This window comes from Nitrosopumilus adriaticus (assembly GCF_000956175.1).
GTDB classification, from domain to species: Archaea; Thermoproteota; Nitrososphaeria; order Nitrososphaerales; family Nitrosopumilaceae; genus Nitrosopumilus; species Nitrosopumilus adriaticus.
Window position 1 is genome coordinate 858,981 of record NZ_CP011070.1, and the last position, 18,613, is coordinate 877,593.

Sequence of the window (18,613 nt, forward strand, 5' to 3'; positions counted from 1 at the left end):
CATTCATAATTACACCTCCAGTCTTTTTCTTTCATAGAATCTTTCTGGATCTGCATAATACTCCATTACATTTGCAGTTACTTCTTTATGATCACGAATATCATTTTTAACCATCCATTCTAACGCTAATCTTCTTTTTGTCAATTCATAATTGATTTTTTCTTCACTATCGCCATCTCGTTCTTTGAGTTTTCTAAAAATTACACTATTTCCCAAATAATCATGGGTATCTGTTTTTGGATTCCATTTGAAAATTTCATGCGTTCTAATTTCTCCAGTTGTTTCATGAATTCCATCTATTTCTGAAACATGAATAATCCTTCTAGCTGATTTGTTACCTACTCTGATTTTTAATTGAAGTGTGATTAGATCAAGGCTGTTTGCAATTAGTGCTTTTGGAACATCCATGGGAGATGATGTTAATCTGGTGAGTGTTGCATCAACAGAATCTGCGTGAATTGATGAAAATCCCCCGTGACCTGTCGCCATAGCCTGAAATAATGTGTATGCCTCTCGCCCTCTTGTTTCTCCCACAATTATGATATCTGGTCTTTGTCTGAGGGCTGCCCTTAGAAGATCAAATTGATTAATTTCCCCAATCTGTGTATCTGTAAAATTTTGACGTGATACAGCCGGAATCCAGTTCTCATGGGGCAGATTTAGTTCCTGTGTGTCCTCTATACTGACTACCTTTTCTCCAGGCTTGATAAATGAGGCTAGAGCGTTTAGTGCGGTTGTTTTGCCACTGGCAGTTCCTCCAGCAATAAGCATTGTTGATTTTTTCTCTGCCAAATACCACATGAATGCTGCAATATCTATCGAAATTGTCCCAAATTTTATCAAATCAATAATTGTTATCGGATCTGCTCTGAATCTTCTTATTGTGAATGTGCTACCTCGCTTGGTAATTTCATGTCCAAGTGTGAGGTTAATTCTACTTCCATTTGGAAGTGATGCATCAATAATTGGGTCTGCCATAGAGACATGTTTTCCACAAATGTATGCCATTTTTCTTGAAAAATTGTTTAGCTCTGCATCTTTTTCAAAGATGATGTTTGTCGGCATTGATTCATGTTCTCTGTGCCATATGTAGATTGGAATGTTTGTCCCATCACAACTGATTTCTTCAATCATATGGTCTCTCATCAATGGCTCTATTTTTCCAAGATGAACAAAATCCCTAATTGCATAATAATTAATTTTTGAAATATTTTTTTTGGAATATTTAATCTGTATTTTTTAATCATTGACGAAATTTTCTTTTTTAATCTCCTCTCTGCATCTTTTTTTGATTTAATATCTTGAAGTGATACTGTTAGCTCTGTCATTAATAATTTTTTAATAATTTCAAATGCCTTTTGATCTCTTTCAGATAATATCGGCTCAATTACTTGATATCTTAAACCTCCTTTAGCTGTCGGATCTTTAATAATTCCTGCATGTATCTCATTATTGTCCCATTCTAATTTCGATAAGGTCATGAATTGAGGGATTTTTGTATCTTTTTCTTCATTTTTAGAATCTGTTTCATTTTTATTTTTATCATGCTTGATTATTTCTTTAGGTTCAGCCTGTAATTTTTGCAATCCTGATAACTTTTCTTTGAATATGTTTAGCCTCAATTTCAGGTTTAATACATCTCTGATGCGTTTTAACGCATGTTCGTTCATATGAACAGCATTTTCCTTTTACTGCTCATCTGCTTAAGAAAACAACTGTGATGTCTGATATGTTCATACTTTATGAGGTGAAAAAAATTGTTTAGGAAAAAAAATAATGAAAATTCTAAACTCGAATCAAAATCGGGTCACAAAATAGTTGGTCTAGATAACATATCTTCAATTTTCAAGGGAAACTCAAATGAAGCAAAAATTGAGCCTAAAATAGAAAAATTAATTGAAGAATCTACTAGAATTGATGATTCTGATTCTCCAAAACCATCAACCAGTAAGGCAGTCAAATTAATTCAAGAAGTTCAAAAACTCAAAGATAGGACGATAACTCCATTTGTTGATTACAACGAGGGTCTGATTTTTTATCCAATTCTTTCAAAAATTGGAGAAGTTCAGGACAACATTACATGTCTGGATGATTTAGTTTCTGATGGAATTTTAGAGAAAAATATCTATGAAAAATTAATTGTTTGCCCAATTCATCCTGATACTCATTCATCTAGTGTTCGTCTTTATTGCCCAAAATGCCATTCATTGAATGTTGAAAAACTAAATCTGTTTGAACATAAAATATGTGGGTATATCACAGAAAACACAAATTTTGATTTTACAGATCCTGAAAACTCACGTTGCCCATCTTGCAAGAAATCAATTAAAAATTTTGAAAAAGAAATACGTGTTCCCGCAATGTGGTATCAATGCATTGATTGTGTTGAAAAATTTGATAACGCTGTAATCAAATTACACTGCAGAAAATACGAGCATGATTTTGATACAAATTCTGGACAATTTGTTCCAACATATTGCTATAAATTAAAAAATTCTGAATCTTCAATCAATTCTGATACTAATCAAATCAAAGATGATTTGCTAAAATTATTACAGGGATTCAACTTTGATGCAAATCTCAATATTCAGATAAAGGGTAAGAGCAATAATGTCCATGAAATTCCAATTTATGGAAAAAGCAATATTACTGGTGAATCAATACTGATCTTTATAAAAAATCAATCTGATGGAATTAATCAGTCCGATATGAATTCTATATTAGTTCCCAAACTTGACATTGATCCAACAAAGACATTGCTCTTGACAGTATCTGGAATTAATGACGGTGTTGAAAGTCTTGCAAAACATTATGGAATTCATTTAATTGCTGAATCTGATTTCTCTCAAATTATTACACGAGTAGAAAAATTTGTTTCTGATTGGTATTCTGAGAATGGTGGCAAAAAGTGAAAAATGTCTTTTCAAATCATTTCTTAAAAAATCGTAGAGCAGTCAGTCAAGTAATGGGTAGTGTGGTGATATTGGGAATTGTTAGCTCCGTAGGTTCCGTGATTTTATTTAATGGGATGAATAGCATTAGTGCTTTTACATATGATCTTTCTTTCCATGAGGCCTCAAAAAATCAAATTCATCGTGAAGATTTGGTATTTGAGCATGTCCGATTTGAGCCTAATACGGATAATTTAGAAATTGATTTGGCAAATATTGGCTCTGTTGAATCTACTATTGCCAGTATTACTATCATAAATATTGATAATCAGGAAATTATTACGAATTGGGTAGATCTAGATCAAACTATTCAGCTAAAAGACAATCAGCAAATAATTTTGGATCTAATTGATGACACTCAAATTATATTGGCTCAAGGTTCTGGAACATGGAATGATCCTGCCTATGTCAATTCTGAATATAGGATATCATTAACAACTACTAGGGGAAATTTCTTCACAACTGTAGCTAGTCCATTTAATACATAAAAAATGACATCAAAAAATCATTCTAGTACACAGAAAAAAAATTCTCGATTGAAAAATAGACGGGGAATTACTGATATTATCAGTACGATGATGTTAATGGCTGTAACTGTTACTGGTGCTAGCACATTAACTTATTTTATGAATGATGCATTTCTTTCTGGAAATTTAGGTACTACCTCAACTCTTGAGGCATCGTCTTTGAATATTTTGCTTTTAGCATATGATACTCGGGATTCTTCAGGATTACTGACATTGACTGATGTTGATAACAAATATGATTCCCTTTTGTGCCGTTCTGGGTGCAGTAGTAACCCAAATAATATTCCTGCTAATGATGGTACAGAATTTATTGTCATTCAAATTCAAAATAATAATCTTAATTCAATTTTTCTAGAACATCTTTCTATAAATGGCCAACGCTACTCTTGGGATATTTCTACATCTGGTGTTATGTTAGATACTACTATCCCATTAATCAACGGCAAATATCCTGCAGACGGAATGTTTTCAATTTTACCTGTTACCGTAGGACCAATTATTCAAAATGAAAATACTGAAATTCAAAGTGGGCAAACAGTAAACCTTCTTGTAAAATTAGATTCTGTTGGAACTGATATTCAATTGAATAAAGGGATTAGATTGCTTTTAAATTCGGGACAAATTCAACCTGTGGAATTTTTACTTGAAAGTGGTGGTGCACAATAAAATTCCAATTAAAGAATTTTGCAAAAAATAGACGTGGTCTTTCCTCTGTTGTTGGAGCATTATTCTTTACAGTATTGATGGTTGCTGGTTTCTCAGTTTTGAGTTTGGCATTGGATGCTCAAACTGATATTGTTACAACACAGAGAATAGTTTCAGATGTTGAGCTAAAAAAACAACAAGAACGATTTGGAATTGCCGTATCTACTGATTCTAGCAACAAATTAGATATTTCTGTGACTAATTTTGGTCAAAATCCAGTTGAAATCTCTAGTTTTTGGATTATTAACAAAACTCTTGCTACTCAACCTGCCACTCGTTATACTGTAAACTATGATGACTCTTTTGTTACGGGTGGAATTCCTTCATCAATACTTGCTTCTCAAACACTCTACATGATCCCTGATTCGTATGATATCAAAGTTATGTCTTCTTTGGGTACTATTGAAATTGCAGAATTAGTTGTAGGACCTGGCGGTTCTTCAGTTAATAATTTACGTTCTGTTCTTGTAACTGATCCGCCTGATGTAATTTTGGGACAAAATGTAACAATTGCAATGGTTGTGACAAATACTGGACAATTAAAAATTAATGATGTTGCACCTTCAAACATATCTGTTAATCCTTCAGGAGTCGTTGTTGGAACTTCTGGTCCTAATCTTCCTTCAGTTGATTTGATTCCTGGTGAATCTTTTTTGTTTTTGTGGGATTATAATATTGATGGGACTGCCGATACTAGTATTGATTTTTCAAATTTTGCAACTGGATTGGATGTAAATAATAATTTAATTCAGAGCAATATTGCATCTGACAAAAGTGTATTGCGGGATAGTGCAAATTCAACGTCTGAGGAATTAATTGTTCTGACACAAGATCTTCTGGCAAAACCTGAACTGTTCATTGTAATGCCTGCTCCTTTTGGTGAATCTGGACAACAAGGCGTATGGGGAATTAACGTTGTTAATCCTATTGAAAAAGATCTTGAAGTCAGTAAAATTGTGATCACTGCAACATCTACAAGATATACTGGCGGTGATGAAATTTTTACTGATAACAACGGTAATGCTTGTCAAGCAGAACATGTTGATTTAAGCTTGGGTGGGACATGGAGTTGTCCTATGCCTAATCAATTAATGTGGAAAAGTCTCAGTAGTCCTGTTTCTGTTCCTGGTTTATCGACTGTTCCGTTTTTAGCTCTAGTTGAACCTGGTTTCATTGGCAGTAGTGGGGATTTCCTTGAAACCGTCCCTGTTGATGTTAGTGTCTATACTACATTAGGACAATTTGGAAAATCAGGATACGGGACATCATATAATGAAGGATCTACGACATTACCAAATGTGTATCTTACAGATGTTCCAGGGTCTTCTAGTAATGCAAATATTCTTTCAAGTATTGACAGCATATCTAGTGGGAGTGTAGTTAAACTAAATGCCACTTTGACTGATTTTGATGATAATCTTAGTCATGTAATTCAAGCAACAGATTCTAGATTGATAATCAACGTCCCTAAAGGTTGGACCTCTCCTTCCATAATCAACGCTCCTGGATTCACAATGGATCCTATTGAAACATTTGCAGATGGCTCTTCACAAATAGTTGGAGTGCTAAATTCTGATATATCTAGTACTGCAGATACTCAAACTATAGAATTTCAAGTAACTGCTCCAACTGTTACTTCTACACAACTATATGTCATGTATGTTCTAGCAGATGGGATTAGTAGTGGGGATGTTGCTATTGGTCCATTAGCTGAAATAGTATTACAAGTAATTCCTTGAATATTTCTTAAAGTGATTTATAAAATTACTTTGTTTTTATTCTGAGAAAAAAAAGAAAAAATGATGTTATTGACCCATAGTTGGATCAATCATAACATAATTGATTTTGTAGACTTTGCCAGCGTTAAGTTCTGCACATCCAAGGAATACCATTAGATTATCTGTTGGATCTTCTGGTGGCATGTCCTCATCATCATATAGGAATTCCGATTCACTGTTGTGAGGTATTATTCTCTCTAGCGTGCATTCTGCATTCTCAGCCCCAATAAGTGGATCAAGCGTTTCTTCTACTACACTAAATAAGACAATTGTAGTAGTTGAACTAAGTTCCGAATCGACAATTCCGATGTTTCCTTCTGTTCCCATCATCTCTATACATGGCTCTGTTTTGATTCCATCTACATAATTATCACAACTATCTTTTGTTGGTAGACCTACACCGTCTCCGTCAATTTCAATTTCCATTGAATTATTTTGGAAGACTATGCCGCCTGGTCCGCCTGAACCATCCCCATTGTCATCATTATAGATTGTACATGAGACAGTTTTGTCTTTTTTAATCATAAATGATTCATTAGTTGTTGCTGGGCATTTCTTGTCTCCTGAAATGAGAACTTCGGAATATGATTCAGTGACTGTTGATGCAATTATTTGACTTAATTTGTAATCTCCCTTAGGAACTTCTACAGAATGTATGGATGGATCCAGTGAATCTTGAACCAAATCAAATGTAGCACCTAATTCATCAGTTACTTTGTATGAGAAATCTTCTAACATGGCTTTTCCGCCATTGTCTTTTGTAAGTGCATTTCTAATCACAATCATCCCTGTTTTTTCAGGTTCTGGATCATCCCCACATGTGAGAGGATTTGATGCCGAAATTGATGTTTTACCATCTTTCAAACCGTCTGTGATTTCTAGAGAATACCCATTATCACTTTCTGTTTGTCCGATGTATAGATCCTGTGAACATGATGTGTGTATTTCAATTGATGAAACTAGATCATCGTCATCATTTTCTACTATTTTGTAAATTGCAAAGACTGTGTTTGAATTTAACTTTTCTTTACCAAAACTGGATGATTCAATTTGATAATCCCCCATATTGGTAACATCTACAATACTTGTTAATTTTTTGTCTTCATTGCCTATGTAATTGATTTTCTTATAAATTTCAATTCTAAATTCACTGTCTATCTCTGAACTTGGGGTAGAAAATTTGAACTTTAGTGTGTCTGGTTTCTCACAATCACATGGATCTTTTGGAACATCTTCACCACAATCATCATCATAATTATATCCATAATATCCGTGATCACAATCATCATCATCATAATTGCCGCCATATGTTGAAAATGCATTTGGAGTTGCTGTTACAAATCCACCAATTATCAAAATTGATGCAATTGCTGAGATTGTCAAAGTCGTCTTTAATTTTGTCATTGCCTTGACATATTTTCATGACTACAAATCAGGGATGTTGTAATGTTTGAACAACATTTGAAGCTGCTGTGTTGTTTGAACACAAATTGCTTTAACATCTCTTTCGCTTTTAATAACTTTAGAATGACAAAACTACAGTCAAAACAAAACAAGTTGACTTCAAGAAGAGCAGTTGCTCCAGTTATAGCAACACTTCTTTTGGTAGCAATTGCCGTAGTAGGTGGAAGTATTGTCTTTGTGTTTTCACAAGGATTCTTTAGTTCTGCACAAATTAGTGGTTCACCCAACATCGAATCAATAAAGTTCACTGGTTATGATGCTTCAGATGGTGTTGATTTGTTAAACCATGATGGTACAACATTTTCTGCAGGAAACACTGCAGGCAATGGACTTGTAGTAGATGAAAATGTAGTAATCTACATACAAAGTAATAGTGTAGGCAAGCTTACGCTAGGTGAAGTACGATTTGGCGGTACTGTCTACAACTACACTAATATTGCTCCAACTACCGGTGATTACCAAATCCTTACAAGAGGTCCAGGTACCATTTTGACTACATCGTCACCAGAAATTCAGCCTGGACAACAGGTATCAATTATTCTGCAGCTTGACGAAAATATCAAAAATGGTAGAGATACTCAGTTGAAATTATCAACTGCAAACGGCGCCGTCTTTGTGGGAACTATAGTAGCTGGTCAGCAAAGTGGATAACTCCACCCTTTTTTCCTTTTTACGAAAAAAAAACGGAGTAAAAACTGAAAAATGGAGAAAAAAATGATTGCAAAAAAACCCCTTCTTTTCTTACTGGCTGTATCTTTCTTAATGGGAGGAAACATACATTCTGTATCTGGACAAAATTTAGAAGCTCTATCTGATTATTCTATCAAATTAGCAATATCTCCGTCTCACTTAGAAAGTGGTGTTGCTGAGCATGAAATAGGATATCTTTTTGTTTTAAGTAAACATGGTGTTCCTATAACCTCATCTTATGACGTACCTGTTAGTTTGAGTTCTGATGATCCTTCTATAGTATCTGTTCCCAATAAAATTATTTTAAAAGCAAACGAGGAATTTGTATCTTTTCCTATACGTACCACCGAAAAATCAGGGACTACTACAATCACTGCTAATCTTAATGGAAAAATCACCTTTCAAAAAATTGAAGTAGGAACTGATGAAACATATCTTCCTGATGATTTAATTTTAGAACTAAATCTCCCAACAAATAAAATGCATGTTAATTCTGAAATGCCATTTACTGTATTTTTAAAAACTTTAGATGGTATTAACATTCGTGCTCCTTATGACGTTGATATTATTTTAGAATATGATGGTCTTCTAGCTTCTAGCGATACTAAAGTATTGACAATTCACAAAGGCGAATATTATGCATGGGGGATTTTACAAGCTCATGATAAAGTTGGCAATACATTCCTCCGTGCCATTCATGAAGATTCTGGTCTTGATGTTGCGAAAAGCATTCAAATTTCATCTACCTTGCCTAGTGGATTAAAATTAACAATCTTTCCAAAACTAATACCTGCAGAAATTGATAGAACTCTGAATATTTTTGTTAGTGTGGTTGACTCAGATGGAAATCCTACCAAAACTCCAAATGATATCCCGCTTGATTTTTTTTCTAGTGAACAATATCCAATTGGTGACAATTTAGATAAATTTGGAAAATCTGAAAAACCGAAAATTAAAAAAGATCAATTTGGTTATCTTCTTCAACAAAAATATAGTTTGCAAAATTTACTCACAAATGATATTTTAATTGGTGTTAGCTCTCCTGGTCTTGGTACTGCAACAGACACTTTCCGTACGGTTGGTGAATCTATGGAAATGGATCAAAATCAACGTCTAGGTAATCATCATTTTGATGAAAAAGACTATGATACAACTGTAAATGTTTTTGGGTTAGATAAAATACCTAGTAATGCTACTGCATTTTTTACTTACCAATTATCATTAATTGAAGATGATGAAGATGATGATGGAATTAGGCCTGATGGAACTAAAATTGAAATTCATCCTGATTGTTTTGATGCATCTGATGAAGATTCCTCTGGTGAATCTGCTTCTGAAGATATAACTCGTAACACTGAATTAGATCCTGAAGATATGGTTCTCTACACAATTGATTGTTTAACTGATGGCGAACTCTATCCTATCCAATCCAATGAAAATTTGTATACTGATGGATTTATCCAAAAAATCAATGTTATTTCTAGTGATGAGAAATTAGCTACAATTGAGAATGGTGGTAAAATTATTAGTTCTTATTCTTATGGAACTGCAAAAATTTCTACTGGGCAAAAAACTGGACCTGTTAAAATATCTACATCAATTAATGGGATGGGTACTGGTTCATTTACTTCTCAAGTCATTAATACCCTAGAACAAAAGGAGGTGCGATTGTTTTCTCCTACTGGTGAAGAGAGTATAATTTTTGATCGTGATGGATTTTTTGATATGTTTTTAATAGCTTTGGATGAAAAAGAAAGACCAAAAATATTGAAGGAGGCTGGAAAATATTTGGTAACTCCTACAAATGGGCTGATTGAAATTGATAAAGGCTCAACATTCACTTTTTCTCAATTACGAAGTGATTCTTTTAATATTTCAGATTCTGAAACAAAAATTACTCTTACTGTAGAACCAATTGGTGAACATGCAAATTTAAATTTAGAAGGTAGCAAAACATTTGTTACTTTTCCAACATCGCAAATGCTGGTATCTTTACCTCTAGAAAAAATTAATGCAAACCATCAGCAAAACATGGGCGTTGTCCAACTAGTTGATTTTCAAGGAAATCCTGTTATTCCAAAATTTGATGTAAAATCTAAAATTGTCTCTTCAAAGGATTCAATCGTTAAAATTATTGATGATGCTGTAATCCCTCAAGGTTCTTCGTATGCAATATTCCCAATTAAAACTACTGGTTCTTTGGGTAGTGCAATAATTTCTGCAAGTGCTAAGGGCGTTAATGGAACTTCATTTCATGTAAATACTGCTTCATCTCAAATGCAATTGCAAGTTTTTACTGGTGGATTAGATAATGAAATTCCTTCTGACAATCCAGTTGAATTTAGATTATTTGTTGACGATGAAAATGCTGAGGCAGTATCTGGTGCCTCGTTAAAAATAATAACACAAGGTAATGCAGTGATTACTCCCGAAGTTGTAAGGACAAGCTCTGATGGCAGTGCCATTGTAAGTTTAACTGCATTTGAAGGACCAAACATTTCATTTGATATTATTGCAACAGCTGAAGGATATGCTGAAGGAAAAGATTCCTTTACTGTAAATGTTGATTCACCGGATAAAACCTTCGGAGGAATTGATCTGGAATTACCTGAATGGATTGTCTATCTTGTAATTGGGGGAATTTTGATGATAGGTGTTGTAGTCTTTATGTTCTTAAAGAAATCAAAAGCCGACTTGGAAGAAGATTGGGAAGAGGAGGAAGAGATATGATCTTTTATTTGTCAACTCTTCTCTTGTCTCTGCAGACCCCACAAAGATAATTTCGCTTAAACTCTTTTAATTCTATTTTAAATTCATCTGTTTCAAAATAAGATTCTCCTGTTTGGAGTCCTCCTGGAACAATTATTCCGCAATTACTACAGTGAATATCCACGTTGAATTTCACTCTTTTTTCATTTTCTAAAATTCTACCAATTATCATGAATTCATCTAATAATATTATTTCATATAAACAATAATGAGTCTGAAAACTCATGAATATTATACTGAAAAATTGTGACTATTTCTATGCTCTCTGTTTGGTTTCGAGTAATTAGGATCAGATTCCTTCTTGCATCAGTCATTGCAGTTTCTGTGGGTCTGGCGCTTAATTGGTGGCAAAATTCTTCAATAGATTTACTCGATATGTTATTGACTTTTGCAGGAGTGATGGCACTTCATGCAAGTGTTGACTTGCTAAATGATTTTTGGGATTTTAAGCGAGGAATTGACACTAAAACTAAACGAACTAAAATGAGTGGCGGTACTGGTGTATTGCCTGAAGGATTACTCAAACCATCCTCTGTGTATCGTGCAGGCATTGCATTTTTAATTATTGGCTCACTAATTGGTGGATACTTTGTATTTACAGATGGAATATTGATTGCAATAATTTTAGGATTTGCAATACTGTCTATCTATTTTTATTCTACAAAAATTGTTGATTCTGGATTAGGTGAATTCTTTGTAGCAGTAAAGGGCTCAATGATTGTTATTGGCACATTTTTTATTCAATCAGGACAAATCAACATAGAGTCAATACTTGGTGGAATTGTTGTTGGTTCTTTATCTTCATTAGTTTTATTCATTGCATCATTTCCAGATCATGATGCTGACAAGTCAAAAGGTAGAAAAACTCTGGTTATAGCAGTCGGAAAGAAAAAAGCATCCTACTTGTTTTGGGTTTTTCCGCTAATATCATATTGTGCAATAATTGTTGGAGTCTCGACAACTCTGTTCCCTTTATTGTCTTTGATTAGTTTGCTGAGTATTCCCTTAATGATGAAATCTGGCCTTGGATTGCAAAAAAACTATGACGCTGTAGATGATTTAGTGCCATACATGTCCTCTACTTTATTATTTGGTAGAATTACTGGTGCTCTGTTTGTGGCTAGTTTCTTAATTGACATTTGACGCTTTAGACATAAATTTAGCAGTTCTTTATGATTAACATGATTTCGGGATTTGCAACTAAGGAGGGAACCAAAAAATTTGCCCAAAACTCGAGTATAAATCAAGCAAATTTCAAGAATTTTGAAAATCTTACTCTCTCAAATGTTGGAATTGGAACGTATCTGGGAGATCCTGATTCAAAAACTGATGATTTAGTTACAAATGCCGTAAAACAATCCATCTTATCTGGTGTTAATGTTGTAGATACTGCAATTAATTATCGTGCCCAAAAAGCAGAACGTTCTGTTGGAAAAGCAGTGTCTGAATTAATTAAAGATGAAAAAATCTCTAGGGACCAATTGTTTCTAAGTACTAAAAATGGCTATGTTACAAATGATGCCGATGTTCAATTAGGCTTTTGGGAATATGTCAAAGAAGAGTATTCTCAAAAAGGAGTGATCAAAGAAGGTGACGTCACATCTGGGTATCACTGCATGACACTTCCCTACCTTTCTGATCAACTAGACCGTAGTCTAAAAAATCTAAACATGGAATGTGTTGATTTAATGTACCTGCATAATGCAGTAGAGGGGCAAATAAAGGATGTCTCAAAAGAGCAATTTTTAGAAAATTTAAAATCTGTTTTTGAATTGTATGAGCAAAAACGCGATGAGGGGAAAATTAAATTCTATGGTATGGCAACATGGGAATGCTTTAGAGTTGGAAAAGATAATCCTCAATACCTTTCTCTTGAGGATACTGTAAATTTAGCTAAAAAAATTGGTGGCGAAAATCACGGTTTTCGTTTTATTCAATTGCCCTTTAACATGCATTATGATCAAGCACTTCTTGGAAAAACCCAAATGATTAATGACAAACAAGTTTCAATTTTGGAGGCATCCTCATCATTGGGAATTGGCGTGTTTACTAGTGTCCCATTTATGCAAGGACGATTACTTGCTCCAGGTGTAATGCCTGAATTCAACGAACTCAAACCATCTTTGCGTGCATTACAATTTATTCGCTCATCTCCTGGAGTCTTGGCTCCTTTAGTAGGGCAGAAATCATCTCAACATGTGTCTGAAAATCTAGAAATTATGAAAATTCCTCCCATTTCTGAGGATGAATTCCTAGCCTTGGTCAAAAAACTAACTTCTTGATTACTATGCTATTTTCAAAAAATTTAATGGAAAAATAATAAATGAGCCATTGTTAGGAAATAGATTCATGTCTGCAAAGATTTATGATTATACGAAAATATGTGAATCTGTATTGTTGATTGATCCTAAAATTCGATTTGCAGGTGTCATTAATGAAAGAGGCAGATTGGTTGCTGGTGGAATGCGAGAGAACGTCGAACCATTAGAAAGTGAAAAAGACGATGAAATGATTTTCATGGAATTGGCTTTACGTGTAAAAATGAGAAAAGAATTTGATAAACAATTGGGACTCGTAAATTTTGCTATGGCTTCACGAGAACGTGCCTTAGCTATTAGTGTGCTGATTAATGATGATATTCTGTATGTAGTCTCAGAACCTGATTCTGATTATGGCATATTGCCTAAGAAAATTCTTGAGATAGTTCATTCATAGATTCCATTTCCATTTTTGGGAATTTATGATCTTATTAATTAGCAATCGGAATTCATAGTTACTAACATGGCAGTAAATGGTAAATTAGATACAAATTATTTAGCAATTACAGAATTAACTTCTGAGATTAATTCAATCGCTCGAAGATCTTTTGATGGTGGGAATAAAGAATTATCCCCATCTGATGTAGAACATATCTTGAGAATTACATCTGATGTTGTATCTAAAATTAGACCACAGCTCAAAGAAATAACGGTATAATCACGGCAGAATCATAAATACTATTCTCATTCATCACAAAGATGGATTTCTAACTGTATCTATAAATAGAAATTAAAAAGACAATTTTTGTGCCAGTAGATCCTGTATGTGGAATTGAACTTGATGAGGAGCTTGCATTACTTCATGAATATGGTGGAAAAAAATTCTATTTTTGTTGTAATGGTTGTAGACGAATTTTTATCAAAAAACCTCGTAAATACAAAAATAATACCTAGATTGGAAAAGCACCGCACATTCTGCAGAATTTAGAATTTTTAACTTCATGTTTACAATAGGGACATGCGTTACCTGGGCTTTTTACAGGAACTCCGAATAATTTCTTGTAAATTTCATAATAATGCATCGACTCCCTACTTCTGATGATTACCTCGTCTTCTTTCTCTGTTGTTAATTTTTTCTCTACATATTTTTCTTCATTTATTATAGATTCAAACAAACCAGTTAGTCCAGCAGTGCCTGAACCATCTTGCATTGGTGATTTTTCCCTCCATGTTATTTGCTGAGGCAAAAATTTCTCAAATGTTTTACGAAGTATCCATTTCCCATGTCTCTGCTTGCCCTCATCTCTCACTTTCATATCTGCTGGAATTTTTTTTGCTAGATCTATTACTTTGTCATTTAGAAATGGTGATTCTATATCAATTCCAATTTCTTTTCCAATCTTTTGAGTAGGAAAATGCATTACCGAACAAACTCGAGTAATTTCTGCTTCTAATTCATTTTCAGGTTTGTTTACAAGAAAACTATACCCTGCAAATAACTCATCTGCCCCATCTCCAGTAATGATTGATTTTTCTCCATTATCTTTTGCCCATTTTATCGCAAGATACATTACAACATTATTTCTAATTTCAATGTCGTTGAAATTTTTCAAAATCTTTATTGTCTCTTCAACTGCTTCAAGAATCTCGGCCGTTTTTACCTGATAAATAGTAAGATTCAAACCAAATTCCTTTGCTATTCTTTGACAATATGTTAGGTCTGTTGAAACAAAATCTTCTGCAATAATTGCTATTGCATTAGGTTTTCTATTTTTTAAGAAATATGCTATGATTGAACTATCTAACCCTCCTGATAGTGCTATCAAATTAGATTTGCATGAATTACATGACTCTTCTAAAACTTTGTAGAGTTCCTTGGAAGCATTATCCAACATAACTCAGTTTGCTCTGAAATTAAAATATCTATGCCTACTCAATTCCTTTGATTAAACATGCATTTCATTGCAAACTTAAAATATGTTATAGGATTTTTGGGAATTAATGCTTCTTCCTGCTGAAATTGAATCTAAAACTCTAATCCCAGCATTACGTGCAATACTTGCCAAAAAGCTTGCAGAAGATCATAATATTCGAGAAGATGAAATTTCAAAAATGCTTGGAGTAACTCAAGCAGCTATCAGTAATTACATTCGTGGAACAAGAGGTGACCCATCTTTAATTGCAAAACTTTTAGCAGAAGAACAAGTTGCGATAATGATTAATGAGCTCAGTGATAGTCTTTCATCTGACATGGCATATACTCCATCCAGTCTTTCAAAATTCATAGGCCTTTGTAATTATATTAAATCTAGTCTGCTAATTTGTGAGATACATCACAATCTTGAATCTAATATTGATGAGCAAGTATGCAAAGAATGTGAAAATATGCTTCTCAAAGGCCCTGGAAGCGTTTACTAGATTTTATTTAAAATAATTTCAATTGTTGATGTCATACTTCCAATTCCAGGAGCTTCAGCTGTGTCTAGAATGATTTTTTGAATTTTAGAATTCCCTTTAAGCATTTTTTCAGTAATAATATTTGCAACTGCAACTGCATTTGGGATTGAATTTCCTTTTGATTTTAAAATAACTTGATGCTTACTTCCTAATGTTGATAATACATCAATAGCTGATTGCATTACAGGATCATTTCCGATGTGTATTATGGTGCCCTCAGACTTTTCGGTCTGCTCTTGACCATACGGTTCAGTTGTCTCTTCCATGAGCATTATTCAACAATCAGCAATTTTTTGTTCTTTTAAGTTTTATCGACCAATGATTCATTTTTCAAAGTAATCAATTGGTATATTTTGAAAATCTCCGTTTGGAAGGACCCTTCTAATTGTAATTGGGATCACTCTTTGTTCTAGCTCCTCCATTGCAATATCTAATGAAATTCTTGCAGTTTTTGGAATCGGAATGAATGGTGGTGCACCTAATGATAGTTGTAAAGCTCTTGCACCCATAATTCTTGCTTTTTCAAATCTTGTAAGTGTTGGAGGTCCAATTGTAATTTTTCCTTTCTCACAAGGAATTTCTTCTGGTTCATGTTCTTCAACTTTTTCAACAACTTCTCTGTTTTCAATCTCTTTGATTCTTTTTTCAAGGCTCTCTTGATCTTTTTCACTTAATGGTTCTAAGCCTCCTTTTTTCTCTATTAATTTTCGATAAGTATCTAGTGCTTTGTTTAGTCCGGCATTTGATTCTGGTATGTCTTCTAGCGTTTCTACAACTTCTTCAGTTTGAGGCACATCTACCAATGGGGCTTCTTTAACATCAGACAAGTAACAAAATTTTCTTAAAACGTTATATAATCTAATCATTTTAAAGTACGAATTGAGTACATCTTCTGTTTCAAGAAAACAACTAATTTTAGAAATTCGAGGAAAAGCAAAAATTTCATGTGATCTAAAACGTCATTTGTCCCCCCGCACCGTTGGAACAATCATGAGATCTTTACCATTAGAAGGAAATGCTCATCTTTTAGGAAAAAGTATTTTGTATTTTGAAACTAATATTGATTCTGGAACAGAGAGGGCAAGATCTGAATTCAAAAAAGGAGATGTGGCATTTTTATCGTCTTCTGGAAGTGTCTGTTTTTTCCTAAATGACGTTGTTTCCGGAAAAACAATGACGCCAATTGGAAAATTAGGTGGTGATATTGATGCACTAAAGAATGTTAAATCTGGAGATGTATTGTGTATCTATGAAGAGACTGCTTGATACAAATGATGTCCTGAATAACCACCAACTCTTTTCACAGTTCCTTTAATTGCAGAATTTTTTAGAAATGCATTTGCTGCAGAAATTTTAACTCCTGTTTGCCTTGCAAGGTCTTGGACTGTAACTACTTTAGAATTTTGAATAATTTTCATCGCTTGTTGCTCATTAACTTGAACTGTAATCTCTGCTTTCTTTGGGCCACTTTCGCCTTTGTCTTTTTTACTTTTTTTAGTATCCTTGCTTCCAGCTGACTTATCCTTGTTTGCAGCTGTTGGCTTTTTTGCTCCGCCCATAAATCTAGAAAAAATATTCCTCTTATAAACGATGAAAAACTTTGATGTGTGGGATTCTTATAGATTTTTTTAAAAAATTTGAAATATTTTCAAGTATAAATAACATCTTGCTTATCAGTAATTATGGGAATTGTATCTAAAGGCGCAAAATGCAATGTTGACGGATGTGATCAAGATGGTGCTCGTTCCTTAAACACCGGAAAGGTGGAAAATGCAGGTCTGAGAGTAACCTCAACTGGTAAAAAAACAGTACTTTGCAAAGAGCACTATAAAGAATGGAAAAAAGAATCTAAAGACGATCGTGATCTTGAACGTGCAAGATTTGATAAATTTTAGTTATCTGAATTAATTTTAAGGGTTTTTAGAATAATCTTCTCTGAGTTTCTCATATAGCTTGTCTAATTTCTTGTATAATCTCTTTGGCACTCTTTTCTTTTGGTTGCTCAATACATACAATGCAAGAATTGGAAATGCAATTGTTGCATCAGCATAAACTGTAACCATTCCGTTATGGGCATCCTGAACCTTGCCCCAGCTTTTTCCTTCTTGAAGTGTTGCACCTGACAATCCTCCGGTATCCGGACGTGCATCAGTGATTTGAATAATGTAATCTTGTCCTCCATCTGCCCTTTTTAGAATTTGGTCTAATAATGGACCTGTTTGCTGAGCAGTATTTTTTGGAACTCCTCCACCCAATTCTAAAATCCCTGATTTCTTTGAGTCATAAAGAATTGCTGCCTGCTCTATTATCTCCCTTACAAAATCTAAATTGTAAATCTTGTCTTTGAGTCTGTGGACTGCTAAATTCAAGGCCAATGACGAATCCTTTATTGTAGATATGTAGACTGGAACATCATATTCATATGCAGACGTGACAAAACTTTTTTCTGGATGCTTTGATTTTTCTTTACTAATCTTTCCCATCAAATTACAAAACTCTGCAGTTGTAAACGGCTTGTCTGGGAAATCATCTCCAAACATATTTTGAATTAACTGATCTTCAGCCTCTAATGTTTCATTAAATTTAATGTATACATCTCTAATTCTAACAATTTCATTTTCGTATAATTTCATATCATCTACATCAAAACTCCCTTGTTTTACTGGCAATCCCCATGCAAAATGATCTTCATGATAAACATTCGCACCAGTTGTAATTATCCAGTCGACAAACCCTCTTTCAATTAATGTTTTAATTATTCCACCAAAACCTACAGGTGTCATTGCTCCAGAAACTGTAAGACAAATTGTGGCATCTTCTTCAATCATCTGGGCATAAAGTTTAGCTGCATCTCCAAGCTGTCGTCCATTATACCCTGTACTTGCATAAACCTCGACTAAATCCTCTATGGTCATATTTGGATCTAGTTTAATGTGAGGAATGTCTTTGCCATGAAATTCATGTGGGTCCACTTTGAAAAATAATTTTTTATTCTAAATAATACTTGCGGAAAG

23 protein-coding genes are annotated in these 18,613 nt (G+C 33.9%); 14 read left to right on the plus strand and 9 right to left on the minus strand.

Annotated features, from left to right (window positions below; all coding sequences use genetic code 11):
* Nucleotides 1-9: 9 nt before the first annotated feature.
* On the minus strand, nt 10-1,134 hold the full coding sequence (locus NADRNF5_RS05015) for a type II/IV secretion system ATPase subunit (RefSeq protein WP_237089356.1): 1,125 nt from the start codon (nt 1,132-1,134) through the stop codon (nt 10-12).
* 20 nt (nt 1,135-1,154) lie between these two features.
* Nucleotides 1,155-1,670 (minus strand): hypothetical protein, encoded by a 516-nt coding sequence (locus NADRNF5_RS11565; RefSeq protein WP_237089357.1) that lies wholly within the window; start codon nt 1,668-1,670, stop codon nt 1,155-1,157.
* Between the two features lie 87 nt (nt 1,671-1,757).
* Between NADRNF5_RS11565 and NADRNF5_RS05020 the strand changes: the two genes are divergently transcribed.
* From NADRNF5_RS05020 to NADRNF5_RS11570, 4 genes are all read left to right on the plus strand, one after another.
* Entirely contained in the window at nt 1,758-2,912 is a 1,155-nt protein-coding gene (locus NADRNF5_RS05020; protein WP_048116053.1) for a TackOD1 domain-containing metal-binding protein, read from the plus strand.
* A gap of 53 nt (nt 2,913-2,965) precedes the next feature.
* Nucleotides 2,966-3,439 carry a hypothetical protein gene (locus NADRNF5_RS05025; protein ID WP_082052030.1) on the plus strand — a complete coding sequence of 158 codons (474 nt, stop codon included), beginning with the start codon at nt 2,966-2,968 and terminating at the stop codon, nt 3,437-3,439.
* Between the two features lie 48 nt (nt 3,440-3,487).
* On the plus strand, nt 3,488-4,144 hold the full coding sequence (locus NADRNF5_RS05030) for a hypothetical protein (RefSeq protein WP_237089358.1): 657 nt from the start codon (nt 3,488-3,490) through the stop codon (nt 4,142-4,144).
* A gap of 77 nt (nt 4,145-4,221) precedes the next feature.
* Nucleotides 4,222-5,922: a hypothetical protein gene (locus NADRNF5_RS11570; protein WP_237089359.1), complete on the plus strand. Its 1,701-nt coding sequence runs from the start codon at nt 4,222-4,224 to the stop codon at nt 5,920-5,922.
* 66 nt (nt 5,923-5,988) lie between these two features.
* Here the strand turns inward: NADRNF5_RS11570 and NADRNF5_RS05040 are convergent, their stop codons facing one another.
* Nucleotides 5,989-7,365 (minus strand): hypothetical protein, encoded by a 1,377-nt coding sequence (locus NADRNF5_RS05040; RefSeq protein ID WP_048116057.1) that lies wholly within the window; start codon nt 7,363-7,365, stop codon nt 5,989-5,991.
* 123 nt (nt 7,366-7,488) lie between these two features.
* On the opposite strand from NADRNF5_RS05040, the gene NADRNF5_RS05045 reads away from it, so the two are divergent.
* On the plus strand, nt 7,489-8,076 hold the full coding sequence (locus NADRNF5_RS05045; protein WP_048116058.1) for an archaellin/type IV pilin N-terminal domain-containing protein: 588 nt from the start codon (nt 7,489-7,491) through the stop codon (nt 8,074-8,076).
* Between the two features lie 63 nt (nt 8,077-8,139).
* On the plus strand, nt 8,140-10,845 hold the full coding sequence (locus NADRNF5_RS05050; RefSeq protein ID WP_192828359.1) for a hypothetical protein: 2,706 nt from the start codon (nt 8,140-8,142) through the stop codon (nt 10,843-10,845).
* 4 nt (nt 10,846-10,849) lie between these two features.
* On the opposite strand, the gene NADRNF5_RS05055 is transcribed toward NADRNF5_RS05050, so the two are convergent.
* Nucleotides 10,850-11,056, minus strand: coding sequence for a hypothetical protein (locus tag NADRNF5_RS05055; RefSeq protein WP_048116060.1), 207 nt, complete (start codon nt 11,054-11,056; stop codon nt 10,850-10,852).
* A gap of 86 nt (nt 11,057-11,142) precedes the next feature.
* Between NADRNF5_RS05055 and NADRNF5_RS05060 the strand changes: the two genes are divergently transcribed.
* From NADRNF5_RS05060 to NADRNF5_RS05080, 5 genes are all read left to right on the plus strand, one after another.
* A complete protein-coding gene (locus tag NADRNF5_RS05060) occupies nt 11,143-12,027 on the plus strand; it encodes a prenyltransferase (protein ID WP_048116061.1) in 885 nt (294 codons plus the stop codon).
* 38 nt (nt 12,028-12,065) lie between these two features.
* Complete coding sequence (locus tag NADRNF5_RS05065; RefSeq protein WP_048119087.1) at nt 12,066-13,166, plus strand: aldo/keto reductase; 1,101 nt, start codon at nt 12,066-12,068, stop codon at nt 13,164-13,166.
* A gap of 67 nt (nt 13,167-13,233) precedes the next feature.
* On the plus strand, nt 13,234-13,599 hold the full coding sequence (locus NADRNF5_RS05070) for a DUF6659 family protein (protein WP_048116062.1): 366 nt from the start codon (nt 13,234-13,236) through the stop codon (nt 13,597-13,599).
* 66 nt (nt 13,600-13,665) lie between these two features.
* Complete coding sequence (locus tag NADRNF5_RS05075; RefSeq protein WP_048116063.1) at nt 13,666-13,860, plus strand: hypothetical protein; 195 nt, start codon at nt 13,666-13,668, stop codon at nt 13,858-13,860.
* Between the two features lie 89 nt (nt 13,861-13,949).
* The gene (locus tag NADRNF5_RS05080) at nt 13,950-14,096 is read left to right on the plus strand and encodes a YHS domain-containing protein (protein WP_048116064.1); all 147 of its coding nucleotides are present in this window, start codon (nt 13,950-13,952) and stop codon (nt 14,094-14,096) included.
* Here the strand turns inward: NADRNF5_RS05080 and NADRNF5_RS05085 are convergent.
* Entirely contained in the window at nt 14,093-15,037 is a 945-nt protein-coding gene (locus NADRNF5_RS05085; protein ID WP_237089360.1) for an asparagine synthase C-terminal domain-containing protein, read from the minus strand. The genes NADRNF5_RS05080 and NADRNF5_RS05085 overlap by 4 nt on opposite strands.
* Before the next feature lie 106 nt (nt 15,038-15,143).
* Between NADRNF5_RS05085 and NADRNF5_RS05090 the strand changes: the two genes are divergently transcribed.
* Entirely contained in the window at nt 15,144-15,560 is a 417-nt protein-coding gene (locus NADRNF5_RS05090; protein WP_048116065.1) for a transcriptional regulator, read from the plus strand.
* Here the strand turns inward: NADRNF5_RS05090 and NADRNF5_RS05095 are convergent.
* On the minus strand, nt 15,557-15,871 hold the full coding sequence (locus NADRNF5_RS05095; RefSeq protein WP_048116066.1) for a DNA-binding protein: 315 nt from the start codon (nt 15,869-15,871) through the stop codon (nt 15,557-15,559). The two genes, NADRNF5_RS05090 and NADRNF5_RS05095, sit on opposite strands and share 4 nt — an antisense overlap.
* A gap of 51 nt (nt 15,872-15,922) precedes the next feature.
* Nucleotides 15,923-16,426, minus strand: a complete 504-nt coding sequence (locus NADRNF5_RS05100; RefSeq protein ID WP_048116067.1) for a DNA-directed RNA polymerase subunit K — start codon at nt 16,424-16,426, stop codon at nt 15,923-15,925.
* Between the two features lie 52 nt (nt 16,427-16,478).
* Here NADRNF5_RS05100 and NADRNF5_RS05105 point away from each other — a divergent pair, with 52 nt between their 5' ends.
* A complete protein-coding gene (locus NADRNF5_RS05105) occupies nt 16,479-16,865 on the plus strand; it encodes a cyclophilin-like fold protein (protein WP_048116068.1) in 387 nt (128 codons plus the stop codon).
* Here NADRNF5_RS05105 and NADRNF5_RS05110 read toward each other — a convergent pair.
* A complete protein-coding gene (locus tag NADRNF5_RS05110; RefSeq protein WP_048116069.1) occupies nt 16,847-17,158 on the minus strand; it encodes a 30S ribosomal protein S25 in 312 nt (103 codons plus the stop codon). The two genes, NADRNF5_RS05105 and NADRNF5_RS05110, sit on opposite strands and share 19 nt — an antisense overlap.
* A gap of 123 nt (nt 17,159-17,281) precedes the next feature.
* Here NADRNF5_RS05110 and NADRNF5_RS05115 point away from each other — a divergent pair, with 123 nt between their 5' ends.
* Nucleotides 17,282-17,494: a hypothetical protein gene (locus NADRNF5_RS05115; RefSeq protein WP_048116070.1), complete on the plus strand. Its 213-nt coding sequence runs from the start codon at nt 17,282-17,284 to the stop codon at nt 17,492-17,494.
* 15 nt (nt 17,495-17,509) lie between these two features.
* On the opposite strand, the gene NADRNF5_RS05120 is transcribed toward NADRNF5_RS05115, so the two are convergent.
* The gene (locus NADRNF5_RS05120; protein ID WP_048116071.1) at nt 17,510-18,571 is read right to left on the minus strand and encodes a homospermidine biosynthesis protein; all 1,062 of its coding nucleotides are present in this window, start codon (nt 18,569-18,571) and stop codon (nt 17,510-17,512) included.
* Between the last annotated feature and the right edge of the window lie 42 nt (nt 18,572-18,613).

What these genes read in the sequence shown, in the direction of transcription:
- NADRNF5_RS11570 (WP_237089359.1), top strand. Translation starts at nt 4,222, where the DNA reads ATGGTTGCTGGTTTCTCAGTTTTGAGTTTGGCATTGGATGCTCAAACT.
- NADRNF5_RS05070 (WP_048116062.1), top strand. Translation starts at nt 13,234, where the DNA reads ATGTCTGCAAAGATTTATGATTATACGAAAATATGTGAATCTGTATTG.
- NADRNF5_RS05045 (WP_048116058.1), top strand. Translation starts at nt 7,489, where the DNA reads ATGACAAAACTACAGTCAAAACAAAACAAGTTGACTTCAAGAAGAGCA.
- NADRNF5_RS05090 (WP_048116065.1), top strand. Translation starts at nt 15,144, where the DNA reads ATGCTTCTTCCTGCTGAAATTGAATCTAAAACTCTAATCCCAGCATTA.
- NADRNF5_RS11565 (WP_237089357.1), bottom strand. Translation starts at nt 1,670, where the DNA reads ATGAACGAACATGCGTTAAAACGCATCAGAGATGTATTAAACCTGAAA.
- NADRNF5_RS05050 (WP_192828359.1), top strand. Translation starts at nt 8,140, where the DNA reads ATGATTGCAAAAAAACCCCTTCTTTTCTTACTGGCTGTATCTTTCTTA.
- NADRNF5_RS05095 (WP_048116066.1), bottom strand. Translation starts at nt 15,871, where the DNA reads ATGCTCATGGAAGAGACAACTGAACCGTATGGTCAAGAGCAGACCGAA.
- NADRNF5_RS05025 (WP_082052030.1), top strand. Translation starts at nt 2,966, where the DNA reads ATGGGTAGTGTGGTGATATTGGGAATTGTTAGCTCCGTAGGTTCCGTG.
- NADRNF5_RS05065 (WP_048119087.1), top strand. Translation starts at nt 12,066, where the DNA reads ATGATTTCGGGATTTGCAACTAAGGAGGGAACCAAAAAATTTGCCCAA.
- NADRNF5_RS05085 (WP_237089360.1), bottom strand. Translation starts at nt 15,037, where the DNA reads ATGTTGGATAATGCTTCCAAGGAACTCTACAAAGTTTTAGAAGAGTCA.
- NADRNF5_RS05015 (WP_237089356.1), bottom strand. Translation starts at nt 1,134, where the DNA reads ATGATTGAAGAAATCAGTTGTGATGGGACAAACATTCCAATCTACATA.
- NADRNF5_RS05110 (WP_048116069.1), bottom strand. Translation starts at nt 17,158, where the DNA reads ATGGGCGGAGCAAAAAAGCCAACAGCTGCAAACAAGGATAAGTCAGCT.
- NADRNF5_RS05075 (WP_048116063.1), top strand. Translation starts at nt 13,666, where the DNA reads ATGGCAGTAAATGGTAAATTAGATACAAATTATTTAGCAATTACAGAA.
- NADRNF5_RS05040 (WP_048116057.1), bottom strand. Translation starts at nt 7,365, where the DNA reads ATGACAAAATTAAAGACGACTTTGACAATCTCAGCAATTGCATCAATT.
- NADRNF5_RS05055 (WP_048116060.1), bottom strand. Translation starts at nt 11,056, where the DNA reads ATGATAATTGGTAGAATTTTAGAAAATGAAAAAAGAGTGAAATTCAAC.
- NADRNF5_RS05060 (WP_048116061.1), top strand. Translation starts at nt 11,143, where the DNA reads ATGCTCTCTGTTTGGTTTCGAGTAATTAGGATCAGATTCCTTCTTGCA.
- NADRNF5_RS05115 (WP_048116070.1), top strand. Translation starts at nt 17,282, where the DNA reads ATGGGAATTGTATCTAAAGGCGCAAAATGCAATGTTGACGGATGTGAT.